Source organism: Kineosporia succinea, from assembly GCF_030811555.1.
Classification (GTDB): Bacteria; Actinomycetota; Actinomycetes; order Actinomycetales; family Kineosporiaceae; genus Kineosporia; species Kineosporia succinea.
In genome coordinates, this window is sequence record NZ_JAUSQZ010000001.1 from 4015114 (window position 1) to 4029928 (window position 14815).

A 14815-nucleotide genomic window follows, 5' to 3' on the forward strand; every position below is an offset into this window, starting at 1 on the left:
GTTCCTTCCGGTTTCAGGGATGTGTGCCGCCGCCGAGGCGGCGCTCGAGGTGCCCCGCGATCGCGGCCAGGGTGAGGTTGGCGACCACGAACACGCCCGCCACCACCACGAAGCTCTGGATGACCGTGTGGTTGAACTCGCCGAGAACCCGCGCCGAGTAGAGCAGTTCGAGGTAGCTCACGACGTAACCCAGGGTGCTGTCCTTGAGCAGCCGGATGACCTGGCTGATCAGGGCGGGGGCGGACAGGCGCACCGCCTGCGGCAGCACCACGAGCCGCACCGTGGGCCAGTAGCCCAGCCCGAGGGCGTGGGCGGCCTCGGTCTGGCCCTTCGGCAGGGCCTTCACCGCCGCCCGGAAGATCTCGGCCAGCACTGCCGCGTTGGTCAGCACGATCGGGAGGATGAGCTGCCAGAACAGCGGGATGCGCAGGCCGGTGCCGGGCAGGCCGAGCAGGAACGCATAGATGAGCAGCAGCAGCGGAATCGCCCGCAGCACTTCCACGTACACGGCGGCCGGGAGGCGCACGAGTGGGCTGCGGGACAGCCGGGCCAGGGCCAGCAGGGCGCCCAGCGGCAGCGCGACCGCGCCGCTGACCAGCGTGACCTGCAGGGTGGCCCCGAGCGCGTCGAGCAGGTACCGGATCACCGGCCACTGCGTGAACAGCTCCCATTTCGACCATCGCAGCTGGCCGTTGACCGCGAACTGCCGCACCGCCAGGACGATCAGGGCGGCCAGGACGATCAGCGAGATCACCGTGGCGATGCGGATGCGGCGTCGCCCGCGCGGGCCGGGGGCGTCGAAGAGCGCGGCGTCCTGCGCCCCGATCCTCTGCAACAGGCCGGTATTCATCGGGACACCGCCAGTTTCCGGTCGAGGTAGCCGGCGGACCGGCCGATGACGAAGGTCAGGGCCACGTAACAGGCCGCGGCGGCGCCGAACGTGATCAGTGGCTCGGCGTAGCGCTGGTCGAGCAGCTGGGTCTGGCCGGTGAGCTCCTCGGTCACCCCGACCGCGGCGGCGAGCGAGGAGTTCAGCACCACCGCGATCAGCAGTGAGGCCAGCGGCTGCACGATGCCGCGCAGGGCCTGCGGCAGTACCACCAGCCGCAGCACCTGGCCGAACGTGAACCCGAGGGCCCGGGCCGCCTCGATCTGCCCCCTCGGGACGGCCCGGATGCCCGACCTCAGCGTCTCGCTGAAAAATGTTGCCCAGTAGAGACTCATCGCCGCCACCGCCGTCCACAGCAGCGAGGAGATCAGGCCGATCTCCGGCAGGCCGAAGACGAACAGGGTGAGCAGGACGAGCAGGGGGACGCTCCGGACCAGCTCCACGTAGACCGTCGCGGCCAGGCGCAGGGGGAGTACCGGGCTGATCCGGCAGACCGTGAGCACCAGGCCGAGCAGGCCCGCCAGCGCGAACGTGGAGAGGCTGATCTTCAGCGAGACCAGCAGACCGGATCCGAAGACGTCCAGATTGCCGGTGACGACGTCCATCTCACTTCTCGATCGCGGGCGGGGTCGGGGCGCCACCCGGGACCTCGGTGCCGATGGTGGCCTCCCAGACCTTGGCCCAGGTGCCGTCGTCGATCTTCTGCTGCAGCCAGTCGTTCACGAACGCCCGGAAGTCGGCGTCGTCCTTGGCCAGGCCGATGCCGTAGGGGTCCTCACTGAACTTCTCGCCGATCACCTCGACGTCGTCGTTGGTGACCGCGTTGCCGGCCAGGATCGACTGGTCGATCACGTAGGCGTCGGCGCGCCCCTGCCGAAGTGCCTGCAGCGCCTCGGTGTTGGTCTCGAACAGCTGGATCTTGGCGTCCGGGGCGGCCTTGGTGATGGCGTTCGGGGCGGTCGAGGCCGACTGCGTCACCACCGTCCGGCCGTTCAGGTCCTCCAGCTTGGTGATGCCGGTCGTGCCCTTCTTCACCTCGATGCCGATGCCGTCCTGGTAGTACGGCCCGGCGAAGGAGACCTTCTCCTTGCGCTCGTCGGTGATGGTGTAGGTGGCGAACACGACGTCCACGGAACCGTTCTGGATCAGCGCCTCCCGGGTCTGCGAGGTCACGTTCACCAGCTTGGTCTTCGGCTCACCGACGATGTAGTCGGCCAGCAGTTGCGACATCGCCGCGTCGAAACCCTCGACCTTGCCGGTGGTGGGGTTGAGCAGCGAGAACAGGGCCGAGGTCTGCACCCCGCCGACGGTGAGCTCACCCTTCTCCTTGATCTTGGCCGCGGTCGACCCGGCGGGCAGGTCGGCGGCGGGCTGCTGGGCCTTGATCAGGGCGTCGATCGCGGAGCTGTCGGCCTTGGAGGTGGCCTGGGCCTGACCGGGGACGGCGGCGACCTGGGGGTCGCTGGAGCAGGCGCTGACGAGGGCCAGGACGGCAATGGCGGCGCCGGTGGTGCGGACGAGGCTGGACATCAGAATTTCTCCCATAGGTCTTAGTGGGTGAGGACTTTGGCAAGGAAGTCGGCGGCGCGGTCGTTCCGGGGATCGGTGAAGAACTGTTCCGGCGGGGCGACGTCGAGAATGCGCCCGCCGTCCATGAACACCACCCGGTCGGCGGCCCGGCGGGCGAAGCCCATCTCGTGGGTCACGACGAGCATGGTCATGCCCTCGGCGGCCAGGCCGGTGAGCACGTCGAGCACCTCCTGGATCATCTCCGGGTCGAGCGCGGAGGTGGGCTCGTCGCAGAGCAGCACCTTCGGCTCCATGGCCAGGGCCCGGGCGATGGCCACCCGCTGCTGCTGCCCGCCGGACAGCTGACCCGGATGCTTGTCGGCCTGGTCGGCCATGCCCACGCGTTCGAGCAGCTCGCGGGCCAGGGCGTGAGCCCGGGGCCTGGGGAGGCGGCGTACCTTGACCGGAGCCAGGGCCACGTTCTGCAGCACGGTGAGGTGCGAGAACAGGTTGAACGACTGGAACACCATGCCGGCCTGAGCCCGCAGCCGGGCGAGCTCCCTGCCCTCGGCCGGCACCGGCCGCCCGGCCACCTCGATCACGCCGGAGCTGATCGTCTCGAGCCGGTTGACGCAGCGGCAGAGCGTGGACTTGCCCGAGCCGGACGGCCCGATCACCACCACGACCTCGCCCAGGGCGACGTCGAGATTGATGTCGAAAAGGCACTGGAACGAGCCGAAGTGTTTGTTCAGGTCACGAATCCGGATCAGGGAGTCGGCGTTCGCGCCCTCGGTCGCCGGGATCACGGTGTCCGGCGGGCTCTTTCTGACGAACACGGCTGGCCTCCGCAAGAAGATCGGGCAATGCGGACATTCAACCGGCGGGCAATCTCTACCGTCCAACGAGAGTTTTTTCGCGGATCCATCAGAACTCTTTATGGGTGGTCTCACTCAGGCGAAACATGCTGCGGACATACTGATCCGGTGGACGTTCAGCAGTTGCGGGTGCTGGCTGAGGTGGCTCGCACGGGCTCGTACACGGCGGCGGCAGCTGCTCTCGGTTACACGCAACCGGCGGTGAGTTACCAGATGCGGCGGCTGCAGCAGTCGCTGGGCGCCCCGGTGGTGGTGCGGGTCGGGCGCGGGCTGCAGCTCACCGAGCTGGGAGAGGTGCTGCTGGGGCACGCCGACAACGTGTTCTCGGTGCTGCGGGCCGTCGAGCAGGACATGTCCTCCACGGTCGCGCGCGGCGGCGGGCTGGTGCGGGTGGTGGCGTTCCAGAGCGGCCTGATCCGGTTGCTGCCTCCGGTGATCGACCGGCTGCGCACCTCGAACCCGAACATCCGCATCACCGTGACCCAGGCCGAACCGGTGGAGGCGCGGCGGCTGATCCGGGCCGGTGAGGTCGACCTGGGCCTGCTCTGCAACTGGGCCAACGAAGACCTGCCCGAGGGTGAGAGCACCATGCTGCGGCGGGAACTCGTCACCGACCGGCGCTGCGTCGTGATGCCGGCCGGGCATCCGCTCTCGCGCCGCAAGAGCATCGACCTCAGCGAGCTGGCCGACTGCGACTGGGTGATGGAGAGTTTTCGCGACCGGTTCCTGGCCGCCTGCACCAACGCCGGTTTCAGTCCCAAGATCGTGGCCACGGTGGACGACGTGCTCACCGTGCAGGCTCTGGTCGCCTCGGGCATGGGCATCTCACTGATGAACGAGCTCGGTCTGCTCGCGCACGCGCGCACCGATCTGGTCTACCGCCCTCTGCGGGACTGGCCCCTGCGGCGTACCTATGCGCTGCTGTGGCCCGACATGGCGCGGGTTCCGGCGGTGGCCGCGGTGCTGCGCGAGGTGCAGGCGGTGGCGCGGGCGGTCCGGAAGAACACCCCGGTGGTGAGTTAGGCCCGGTGCACGTCACGGGGCCGGCCGGGTGACGGGTTGGCTGGGTGACGGGTTGGCTGGGCGACGGGGTTGGCTGGGCGACGGGGGTGGCTGGGTGACGGGGCCGGGCGGATCGCGGCATCGGGGGAGCGCGGCGTCCGGGGTAACCGGGGGCAGGTATCGGGGTGAAATCGGGTATCCGGGCCCGGTCGATGGGGCTCGCGAGCGGGCCGGATGTCACGGTGAACCCTCCCGAGCAGCCGTTTTCGTGGGAGGGCGACCGTGAGTGGTGAGGACCGCACCGAGCGCGAACGGGGTTTCCTCGACTCCGGGAAGGGCCCGGCGACGGGCCGCCGCCCCGGGGTCGGCGTCCCCACCCGGGGGTTGCGCGGTGTCGCCGTGATCTCGGGGTCACTGGCGGTCGTGGCCGGTGTGGTGCTGGGTGGGATGGTCGCGATCGACGCGGTGGGTGGAGGGCCCGGCGGGGGTGGTGCGCAGGACGCGTCGCTGGCCGCGTCCGATCTCCAGTCCACGGTGGCGCCCCCGACGGCCGGTGCCACTGCGGGCCCGGAGTCCGCGAGGGAGACGGAACCGGTGAAGCCGACGGAGACGAAGGACCCGGTCCGCACGAAGACGGTGACCCGCACGGTCGGGGTCACCGCGTCCCCCAAGGGCGGGAAGCCGGCGGTCTCGGCCAGCGCCGGTCCGAGGCGGAAGGCGCCGGGCCCGGTCGTCCGAGCGGCCGGCCTGATCAAGAATCTGAAGACCGGTCTGTGCGTGGATCTTCCGGGCACCGGCGCGGCCGGCGAGAACGTGCTCGTCACCCAGTACACCTGCACCTACGGCAGCGGCGACAACCAGGAGTACGAGCTCCTGCTGCAGCCCGACGGCACGTTCGCAATCCGCAACGTGAAGTCGCACTGGTGTCTCGACGTGAACGGTTCCGGCGCGGCCGAGTCGGGCATCGTGGTGAACACCCACACCTGCCTGCTCGGTGACGGCGACAACCAGATGTTCACGAAACAGAAGCAGGGCGGCGGTTTCTACCTGAAGAACGTGAAGAGCGGCCTGTGTCTGGACGTCTCGGACGAGGGTGACGGGAACCTGGCGGCCGACCAGCAGTTGCGGCTGCTGACCTGCTCGCCGGACGACGACCACGTGTGGACGTTCTCGTCCTGAGGTTCAGGCCGGCCGATCGGGCGGACGGTTCGGGCGGACGGTTCGGGCGGACGGTTCAGGCGGAGGGTTCAGGCCGAGAGCCGTCGCCAGGCCAGCTCGGCCAGGGTCGCGGCCTGCATCCCCAGCACCGAGTCGTCGAAGACCGCGGTGGGTGAGTGCAGCGGGGGAGCGGCGTCGGGGGAGACCTGAGCTCCCAGGAACACCAGGGTTCCGGGGACTTCCTCGAGCATGAACGAGAAGTCCTCCGAGGCCATCACCGGGGTCTCGAGCAGGTTGACCTGCTCCTTCCCGTGCAGCTCCTCCAGCCACCGCACGACCCGGGTGGTCTCGGCCGGGTCGTTGCGGGTCACCGGATACGAACGACGGACGCCCACCTCGACGGAGCAGCGGTGCGCGGCGGCCAGCGCGGTCACCAGGGCGGGAAGTTCGGTCGTCACCAGTTCGAGGGTCTCCTCCGAGAGCGCCCGCACGCCGAGATCGATCTGTACCTCGTGGGGCATCACGTTCGGGGCCGACGAGCTGCTGGCCAGCCGGGTCGCCGAGATCACGGCGGGATCACCCACCGGGATGCGGCGGGTGACGAAAGTCTGGATGGCCAGGATGATCTCGGCCGCCACCGGCACCGGGTCGACGCCCCCGTGCGGCAGGGCCGCGTGTCCTCCGGCCGCCCGCACCCGGAGCGTGATGCCGTTCGAGCTGGCCATCATCGCGCCCGGGCGGGTGCTGAACACCCCTCGCGGGCTCGCACAGTCGACGTGGATCGCGTAGGCCGCCACCGGACGTTCGCCCGCCTCGTCCAGCAGCCCCTCCTGCAGCATGAGCGGCGCTCCCCGGAAACCCTCCTCGCCGGGCTGGAACGCGAACACGACCGTTCCCGGCAGGTCGGCCCTGCGCTCGTGCAGCAGGCGCACCGCGCCGAGGAGGCCCGCGGTGTGCAGGTCGTGGCCGCAGGCGTGCATGGCTCCGTCGGTGGAGGCGAAGTCCAGGCCGGTGCTCTCGGTGATCGGCAGCGCGTCCATGTCCCCGCGCAGCAGCACGACCGGCCCGGGCCGCCCGCCCCGCAGCACGGCGACCACCGACGACAGCCGCAGACCGGTGGAGACGGAGAGGTCGAGCCCGTTCAGCGCCTCCAGAACCAGTGCCTGCGTGCGCATCAGGTGCAGGCCCACCTCAGGCACCGTGTGCAGACGGCGACGCAGGGCGACGAGGTGCGGGGTGAGCGGCGCCACGTCGTCGAGAAAGTTCGGCATGCTCTTCATCTGATCAATCTGGCAGCCCAGAGGTCACCGGGACGAGAGTGCTACGGATCGGGTGCGGCGCCGAGGGGTCGGTCAATGTCTTTCCGGACCTCGTTCGGTATGACGAAAGGGCAGATCTGATCCCCGGCCGGTGGTCGGGTGAACACTTGGCCCGGAGCATCCGTGTGGTGCTGCCAAGGTGGAGGGTCGCAGCCGTGGCGTTGCAGCCGTTCCAGGGAGAAGAACCGTGAACAGCGAACAGCAGAATTCCGATGGCGGGAGTTCGGCCGTGCCGCCCCCGGAGCCGGGGCGTTCCCCGGGCAGGAGCCGGTTCGGCCGGTCCCTCTCCCTCCAGGGGATGCACGGCGTCGCCGTGATCACGGGCGTGATCGCCGTGGTCGGTGGCATCGCCCTCGGTGGGGTGGCGACCGTGAGCATGGTCGCGGGCTCCGACGGGACACCGCAGCAGAACACGGCGCTCACGGCCACCGAACTGGGACCGGTGACCGACCCGACGGTGACCGCCGAGGCGACCACGGAGCCGGTGCAGACCAGCGTGGCCCCGCGGCCGAAGAGGACGCAGACGCAGGAGGCCGAGGCCCCGGTTCCGGTGCGCACCCGCACCGTCACCGAGAAGGCCGAGCCGGCCCCGTCTTCCGCGCCGGCCAAGGTGGCGAAGCAGAGCACGGCCGAGAAGGACAAGGCGGTCACGGCGGCCGAGGCGGTCGAGAAGAAGCCCGACACCGTCGTCCGCAACGTCGGGACGATCAAGAGTCTCGTCCTCGACAACCGCTGCATCGACCTGCCGGGCGCCGAGGGCGTCGCCGAGCTCACCACGCCGGTCTCGCACTACTGCTACCCGGGTACGACCGACAACCAGGAGTACGAGACCGTTCTGCAGTCGAACGGCACCTTCCTGCTGCGCAACGCCAAGTCGAAGTGGTGCTTCGACGTCCCCGGCCGGGAGGTCATGGGATCGGGCACCCAGCTGACGATGAGCGCCTGCAACATCGGTGACCAGGACAACCAGATGTTCAAGAAGCAGAAGCAGGGCAACGGTTTCTACCTGATCAACGTGAAGAGTGGTCTCTGCCTCGACATCTCGAACGCGGGCGGCAACGACAAGATCGACCAGGTGCTGACCCTGTACCCGTGCTCGCCGAACGACGACCACGTCTGGACGTTCAGCAAGAGCTGACCCGCTCCGGCCGGTCGACCCGTTGCGGCGGTACCGGGTGACGGCCGCGGTCCGGCCCCTCCGGTGATCCGGGACAATGCAGCGGTGAGCTCAGCCGAGGCCGAATGGCTACCCGTCGAGAAGGATCTGCTGGCTGCCGCCGACATCCCCGCGGCCGGGCCGGTGAGCGCGTTCCGGGGCTCGGTGGTGCGGGACCGCGGCCGCCGGGCCTGGACCGAGCCCCTGGACAGGTTCCCGCAGAACCTGTTCACGGTCCGCGTCGGCGGCGATGTCGTGGTGGGCCGCAAGCTGCTGTCGCCGTTGTGGCAGCAGGGGCTGATCGCGGAACCGTACTGCTCGCGGGTGCGGGCGGGCCACGTGCTGGGGGTGCTCGACACGTTCCGGTCGGACTCCCGGGCCGTGAGCGTGTTCTTCCACCCGTTCACCGAGGCGGAGCGGCGTGGGGTGATCGACGTGATCGCGCGCCGGCCGGGTACCGAGATCGTGTTCCCGTTCAGCAAGGTCTACCCGGAGGGGGAGATGCTCTCGCCGCCGCAGGGCTGGTCGCTGCCAGCCGGGCGACCGGACTCGCTGGCCCGGGGCGAGGAACTGCTGCGGGAGGTCTCGGTCGGGCTGGTGGCAGGCGGTTCCCGGCCGGATCCGGTGGTGTTCGACCCGGCCTGCTCGACCGGTGACTTCCTGGCGGCGGTCAAGCGGGGCGTGCCGGGGGCGCGCACGATCGGGCAGGACCTGTCCGCGGAGATGGCCGGACACGCGGCCTCCCGGGTCGACGAGGTGCATCACGCGGACGCGGCGTTCCCCGTACTGGCCGACGGAACGGCCGATTTCGTGTTCTGCCGGTTCCTCAACGCCGAGGTGGTGACGACGCTGCAGGCCCGTCGGCACCTGGCGCGACTGAGCCGGGTGGTGGCCCCCGGTGGGGTGCTGGTGGTGTTCGGGCACACACCGGTCCTGGTCACCGGGGCCGAGATCGCCGCGTCCGGGCTGAGTCTGGAGACCTGTTCGGCGAGCGGGGGCGAGGGGAGCGTCTTCCAGTTCTACTCGGCCCGCCGCGCCTGAACCGGCTGGCGCCCGGTGACGGCCACAGGTTTCAGCGCACGGACTCGGTCTCGGCATCGGTGCGCAGGGCGTACGGACGCCCGAAGTCGTCGAGGCCCGGATGGGACACCGGTGAGGGGGCCGGGCCGTCGATCGGGCCGACCCCGGCCGCGGCGGCCCGGGTGCGCAGGTGCTCGAGAACCTGGTTCTCGCGGCGGGCCCGGGGGGAGGGCCGGTCGGCCTCCTCGAACAGGTACACCGTGGCGTCCCCGTGCTGCTGGTCGATGGCGAGGACCCGGAAGCGGGTGGTCACGTCGAACATCACGGTGTCGGTGTGCCCGACGAGAAGCGGTGTGCGACGCCCGGTCTCCGACCAGATCACGTAGTTGACCAGGGGACCGGCGTCGACCCCGCTGGCCGGGAAGGCGTTGCGGTCGGCCCGGGTGAAGGCCGGCTCGGTGAGCACGCTGCCGGGGAAGAAGGTGTTGAGCCGGACCTCGCCGCGCGGGGCCCGGTGGAAGCAGGCGCCGTGGTGCACGGGCAGCCGGTTCAGCCCGGCCACCAGGCAGGCGACGGTGTCGCGGTCACCCTCGTGCGCGGGGCCGTTGCGCAGCCGGGTGTCCAGCCCGGTCAGGGCGCCACGCAGGTAGGCGCGCAGGACCGCGAGCTCCTGGGCCACGACGGCCGAGGACGTGTTGAGCAGCATGCCGCGCAGCTCGGGGGACTTGCTCTCCAGCAGGCGGACCACCTCGGCCAGGTCGGCGTCCAGCCCGGGGCCGACCTGGTCGCGGCAGCGGTGCCGCTCCGGCGGGGTGCTCTCGTGGCCGGGGCGCACGAGCGGCACGAAGGGCCGGGTCTCGACGACGGCCAGCGGGGGAGTGGGGTCTTCGACGTCTTCCGGCGGGTCGGCGGGGTCGGCGAGGGCATCCATCGCGGTGACCTCGGGCAGTTCACCGGTGCCGGTCCCGGACGGGTCCGCCTCCTCCACCGGGACGTGGACGGCCGCGCTGGTGGGGCGGGTGCCGAGCCCGATGAGGAGGAGTCCGACGAGGATCAGGATCACCGCGGCGGCGATCGTGATCTGCTGGGCGTTCATGTCAGCCGGCCCGTAGCCCGTTCGTCAGGGCGTTGCCACGCAGGGTACGCAACGCGTAGAACAGGCGGCTCTTCACCGTACCGACCGGGATGCCGAGCACTTCGGCGGCCTCGGCCGCGGTGCGGTCCTTCAGGTAGACCTCTTCGAGCACTGCCCGGTGTTCCGGCCAGATTGAGCTGAGCATGTCGTGAACCACCATCCCGACGAGGATCTGATCAGTCCCGTCTGTCCCATCTTGCCGCATCGGGGCGTCGTGGTGCTGCAGCTCCACCTCGCTGGGGCGGGCCTGGCGCATGCGGTGGTGGTCGATCGCGACGTTCGCGGCCACGCGGCGTAGCCAGGAGCCCACCGAGCCGTGCTGCGGGGTGAGCAGATCGATGCGTCGCCAGGCCCGGGTGAACGTCTCCTGAACGATGTCCTCGGCGCGCCCGGTGTCACCCCCGGTGAGGCGGCTGGTGTACGCCAGCAGGCCGGCGCGATGGGTGTGGACGAGGTCGACGAAGCGCTTCTCCTGCTCGCTGCGGCCGACGGTGTCAGTGGTGGGACGGACCCGGGGGACGGTCGACAGGGGCCGGGTCTGTTCCGCGATCTGCGACATGTTCCGAGCCTGGCAAGAACAGAGTGACGCTCGGTACAGGGTGTGCCCCCGCCCTCAGGGGGACGGCCCCCCGGGAAGAACGGGGGCAAACCCTATTGACTATGGCTCCGTCACAGATCGGCGCATATTGCTGCATAGGGTCTGCCGCCGGTCGGCACAGGTCTGTGGGGCCGCCCTCTTCGTCACGATCAGATATCGGCGGTCTCCAGGGCCGGTGCCATCGCGGTCTGGATCAGCCGGCCACCACGCCGGGTGAGGAGCTGGGCCCGGCCGGGCGGCAGGTGCCGGGCCTTCACGTTGCCCAGCAGCGGGCCCTCGTTGGGCGGGCACGACAGCGCCAGGTCGGGAGTGTTCAGCTCCTGCATCCGGCGCAGGACCGGGTCCATCGACATCCGCATCAGGCCGGCCGCCGCGCGGGTCAGCACGACGTGCAGGCCGATGTCACCGGCCTGCGGCAGGAGCGGCACGAACTCGCTCAGCGGATTGTCCATGCCCGCGATCAGGTCGTAGTCGTCGATCAGGACGAACAGCAGGGGGCCCTTCCACCAGTCGCGGCGGCGCAGCTGGTCGGGGGTGATGTCCGGCCCGGGCAGCCGGGGTTTCAGACCCGAGACAGCGTCCGCCGCGGTGTGTTTGGTGGTGTCCAGCGAGACCGAGTAGCCCAGGCGGTACTCCTCGGGGATCAGGTCGAACAGCTCGCGGCGGTAGTCCACCGCCATGATCCGTGCCTCCTGCGGGGAGTACCGCTCGAGGATGCCCTTCAGCACCACGCGCAGCAGGTTCGTCTTCCCGCTCTCGGTGTCGCCGAGCACGGTCAGGTGCGGCTGGGCGCGGAAGTCGTGCCAGACCGGCTTGAGATGGGTCTCGTCCAGGCCCAGGGCGATCCGGATGTCGCCCTCGACCCCGGGCAGGTCCTCGACCGGAAGCTGCATCGGCAGCGTCCGCACCGGCCGCACCGTGGGCCCGCTCCAGCTGTCCACGACTGACGAGACCAGGTGACGGGTGCCCTGCACCAGGTCGGCGGCGGTGCTCAGGCCGTCGATCCGGGGCAGCGCGCCGAGGAAGTGCAGCTTGCTGTCCGTCAGACCGCGTCCCGCCTGCTTCGGCACCTGCGCCGCGGCCCGCAGGTCGATGCCGGACTCGACCGCGTCACCCAGCCGCAGCTCCAGCTTGGTGCCGATCTTGTCGCGCATCGTGTGGTGGATCTCCGACCAGCGAGAGGCCGTGAGCAGGATGTGGACGCCGTAGTTCAGGCCCCGCCCGGCGATCTCGCGCACCTTCTCCTCGGCCGCCTCGAACTCCTGGCGCAGCGTGAACCAGCCGTCCACGACGAGGAAGACGTCGCCGAAGGGGTCCTCGACGGCGCCCGAGGCCAGCAGTTCGCGGTAGGCGGGCATCCCGGCCACGTCGAGCGCGGCGAACTGGCGCTCACGTTCGGTCAGCAGCGTGGAGATCTCCGCGATCGTGCGGTTGATCCGGTCCGGGTCGTGCCGCCCGGTCACCCCACCCACGTGCGGGAGGTCACCGATCGCGGACAGCGAGCCACCGCCGAAGTCGAGGCAGTAGAACTGCACCTCGCGCGGCGAGTGGGTGAGAGCCAGACCGGTGATCAGCGTGCGCAGCAGCGTGCTCTTGCCGCTCTGCGGGCCACCCGCGATACCGGCGTGGCCACCGACCCCGGCCAGGTCCACCACCAGCAGGTCGCGGATCTGCTCGAACGGCTTGTCGATGAGACCGATCGGCACCTGCAGCAGCTGCGAGGGATCGCTCTCGACCGGGCGCAGGCCGTGGTCGGGGTCGGGAAGCAGCGGCGGCAGCACCTGGTCCAGCGTCGGCGGCTGCTCCAGCGGGGGCAGCCACACCTGGTGCGCCGGGGGCCCCTGCTCGAACAGGCGTGAGGCCAGCACCGACATCACCGACGACTGCAGCGGCGCGGCCACGCCCTCGCCGTCGTCCTCCGACTTCGGCTTCTCCTCCTCGGCCTCCACCGGCTTCGCCACCGGCAGGTAGCTCACCCCGTACGGGAGCACCTGACTGGCGATGACCTCCTGGCGGATCTTCTTCGACCGCAGCCGGTGCGGGCCGGACACGTAGGCGGCCTTGAAACGGGTGATGGTGGCGACGTCGGAGCGCAGGTAACCGTTACCGGGCGCCGACGGCAGCTCGTAGGCGTCCGGCACACCGATGACGGCCCGCGACTCCATGGCCGAGAAGGTACGCAGACCGATCCGGTACGAGAGGTGACCCTCGAGCTGGTGGATACGGCCGTCGTCCAGACGCTGCGAGGCGAGCAGGAGGTGCACCGCCAGCGACCGGCCGAGCCGGCCGATCATCACGAACAGGTCGATGAAGTCGCCGTGGGTGGCGATCAGCTCGCTGAACTCGTCGACGACGAGGAACAGGGTGGGCAGCGGATCGAGCGCCGCGCCCTTCACCCGGGCCCGTTCGTAGTCGCGCACCGAGCTGTAGTTGCCCGCCGCGCGCAGCAGTTCCTGGCGCCGCACCAGCTCACCGCTCAGCGCGTCGTGCATCCGGTCGACCAGAGCGGCCTCGTCGGCCAGGTTGGTGATGGTCGCGGACACGTGCGGAAGGTCGTCCAGGCCGGCGAAGGTCGCACCACCCTTGAAGTCGACCAGCACGAAGTTCAGCGTCTCCGACGAGTGCGTCGCCGCCAGACCCATCACCAGGGTGCGCAGCAGCTCGCTCTTGCCCGAGCCGGTCGCGCCGATCAGCATGCCGTGCGGGCCCATGCCGTCCTCGGCGGACTCCTTGATGTCCAGCTCGATCGGTGAACCGTCGGCGGCGACGCCGATCGGGACCCGCAGCCGGTCCTTCGGCTTGCGCGAGGCCCAGGCCGGGCGCGGGTCGTAGTTCTCGAGGTCGTCGATCCCGAGCAGCAGGGGCAGGTCCAGGTCCGCCGTGAGACCGTCCTGCACCTGCTGGTCCGAGCCGCCGCTCCGGGTCGAGTGCGGCGCCAGCAGTTTGGCCAGCGACCGGGCCCGGTTCAGCGACAGGCCGTCGGGCGAGCACAGCCGGGTCCGCACCTCACGGCCGACCCGGTCCTTCTTCACCATGTCCACGTTCGTCGCCGTGACGTCCAGCGTGAGCACCCCTCGGCCCGCCGCCTCGGCGTGCCCGTCCAGGTCGATCATCACCGCGTTCCGGTAACCGCTGGCGAGGAACCGCGCGCCGGGCGGAATGCGTCCACCGTCGTTGATCACCACGACGAAAGGCTCCTCGCGCGAAGGAGTCGCACCCGACTCGAACTTCGCGCGCTCCCCGAACGGCTGCCCCAGAAGACGTTCCACGTCCTCCAGCGACTCCCCGAACAACCGCACCGGGCCCGCCGCGTCCACCGCGCTCTCGTGCTGTGCGTGCGGCAGCCACTTCATCCAGGTCCACTCCGGCGCCGCGTCCTTCGACGTGCACACCGCCACCAGCACCTCGTCCGGGGCGTGGAACGTGACCAGCTGGGCGATGAGCGCCCGCACCATCTGCCGGGCGTCCTCCTTGGTGCCCTCGTCGCTGCCCACCCGGATGTGCGCGAAACCCCGCACGAACAGGGCCACCGGCTGGTCCGGGATCATCGTGTACGCCTTGATGAACCGCCGCAGCGCCTTGGCCGCGATCGGCTCCAGGTCCTCCACCGGCTTGGTCTGCAGCGGGGTGATGCGCACCGCCAGCCGCTGCGGACCGTACCCGACCCGCAACTCACCGAAATCCGGGTGTGCGGGCCGCCGTTCCCACAACCTGCTCGTCATCGCCATCGACCACAACGACTCCGGGTCCGGATGCCGCCAGGCCAGCGCCGAGCGCTGCTTCTCCGCGAAGGTGCGCACCTGCCGACGCGTCTGGGACAGGTACCGCAGATAGTCGCGCCGGTCGCCCCCGACCTGGTGCTTGCGGTCACCGCCGGCCGTCACCATCTGACCGGCCGCCATGCCCACCATGCCGGCGGCCATCATGCCCATCATCAGGTAGCTCATGCCCCCACCGCCGGAGCTGCCACCACTGCCACGGTTCGTGTACATGAGCAGCATGCCGCCGGTCATGAGCATCATCGGCAGCACGGTGATGAGCATGCGCATTCCCGCCGGCTTGACCTCCGGCAGTTCGGGCGGCTCCTGGAGAGTGATCTCCCCGTGCGGCATCTCCGGTCCGTTCCGGCGTGCGGGCCGGCGGAAAGGTACGGT

Annotated in this window: 12 protein-coding genes; 4 read left to right on the forward strand and 8 right to left on the reverse strand. The window is 70.2% G+C overall.

Annotated elements, in window-relative coordinates; translation table 11 throughout:
- Nucleotides 1-13: 13 nt before the first annotated feature.
- The 4 genes from J2S57_RS17560 to J2S57_RS17575 are packed head-to-tail and all read right to left on the reverse strand — an operon-like array spanning nt 14 to nt 3201.
- A complete protein-coding gene (locus J2S57_RS17560) occupies nt 14-850 on the reverse strand; it encodes an amino acid ABC transporter permease (RefSeq protein ID WP_307244221.1) in 837 nt (278 codons plus the stop codon).
- The gene (locus J2S57_RS17565; protein WP_307244223.1) at nt 847-1494 is read right to left on the reverse strand and encodes an amino acid ABC transporter permease; all 648 of its coding nucleotides are present in this window, start codon (nt 1492-1494) and stop codon (nt 847-849) included. Before J2S57_RS17565 ends, J2S57_RS17560 begins: the two co-directional genes overlap by 4 nt.
- 1 nt (nt 1495) lies before the next feature.
- Nucleotides 1496-2419 (reverse strand): glutamate ABC transporter substrate-binding protein, encoded by a 924-nt coding sequence (locus J2S57_RS17570; protein ID WP_307244225.1) that lies wholly within the window; start codon nt 2417-2419, stop codon nt 1496-1498.
- A 20-nt stretch (nt 2420-2439) separates the two neighbouring features.
- Complete coding sequence (locus tag J2S57_RS17575) at nt 2440-3201, reverse strand: amino acid ABC transporter ATP-binding protein (RefSeq protein ID WP_370882669.1); 762 nt, start codon at nt 3199-3201, stop codon at nt 2440-2442.
- A gap of 180 nt (nt 3202-3381) precedes the next feature.
- On the opposite strand from J2S57_RS17575, the gene J2S57_RS17580 reads away from it, so the two are divergent.
- On the forward strand, nt 3382-4296 hold the full coding sequence (locus J2S57_RS17580) for a LysR family transcriptional regulator (RefSeq protein WP_307244227.1): 915 nt from the start codon (nt 3382-3384) through the stop codon (nt 4294-4296).
- A 261-nt stretch (nt 4297-4557) separates the two neighbouring features.
- Nucleotides 4558-5454 (forward strand): RICIN domain-containing protein, encoded by an 897-nt coding sequence (locus J2S57_RS17585; protein WP_307244229.1) that lies wholly within the window; start codon nt 4558-4560, stop codon nt 5452-5454.
- Between the two features lie 68 nt (nt 5455-5522).
- Here J2S57_RS17585 and J2S57_RS17590 read toward each other — a convergent pair whose 3' ends face one another.
- Nucleotides 5523-6713, reverse strand: coding sequence for a M20 metallopeptidase family protein (locus J2S57_RS17590; protein WP_307244231.1), 1191 nt, complete (start codon nt 6711-6713; stop codon nt 5523-5525).
- Between the two features lie 337 nt (nt 6714-7050).
- On the opposite strand from J2S57_RS17590, the gene J2S57_RS17595 reads away from it, so the two are divergent.
- Together J2S57_RS17595 and J2S57_RS17600 are read left to right on the forward strand one after the other, a co-directional pair.
- Nucleotides 7051-7890, forward strand: coding sequence for an RICIN domain-containing protein (locus J2S57_RS17595; protein WP_307244234.1), 840 nt, complete (start codon nt 7051-7053; stop codon nt 7888-7890).
- An 84-nt stretch (nt 7891-7974) separates the two neighbouring features.
- Entirely contained in the window at nt 7975-8949 is a 975-nt protein-coding gene (locus tag J2S57_RS17600; RefSeq protein ID WP_307244236.1) for a class I SAM-dependent methyltransferase, read from the forward strand.
- Between the two features lie 31 nt (nt 8950-8980).
- Here the strand turns inward: J2S57_RS17600 and J2S57_RS17605 are convergent, their stop codons facing one another.
- The 3 genes from J2S57_RS17605 to eccCa form a co-directional block, all read right to left on the reverse strand.
- A complete protein-coding gene (locus tag J2S57_RS17605; RefSeq protein WP_307244238.1) occupies nt 8981-10024 on the reverse strand; it encodes a hypothetical protein in 1044 nt (347 codons plus the stop codon).
- Between the two features lies 1 nt (nt 10025).
- A complete protein-coding gene (locus J2S57_RS17610) occupies nt 10026-10622 on the reverse strand; it encodes a sigma-70 family RNA polymerase sigma factor (RefSeq protein WP_307244239.1) in 597 nt (198 codons plus the stop codon).
- Between the two features lie 188 nt (nt 10623-10810).
- Nucleotides 10811-14773, reverse strand: coding sequence for a type VII secretion protein EccCa (eccCa, locus tag J2S57_RS17615; RefSeq protein WP_307244242.1), 3963 nt, complete (start codon nt 14771-14773; stop codon nt 10811-10813).
- Nucleotides 14774-14815 lie beyond the last annotated feature (42 nt).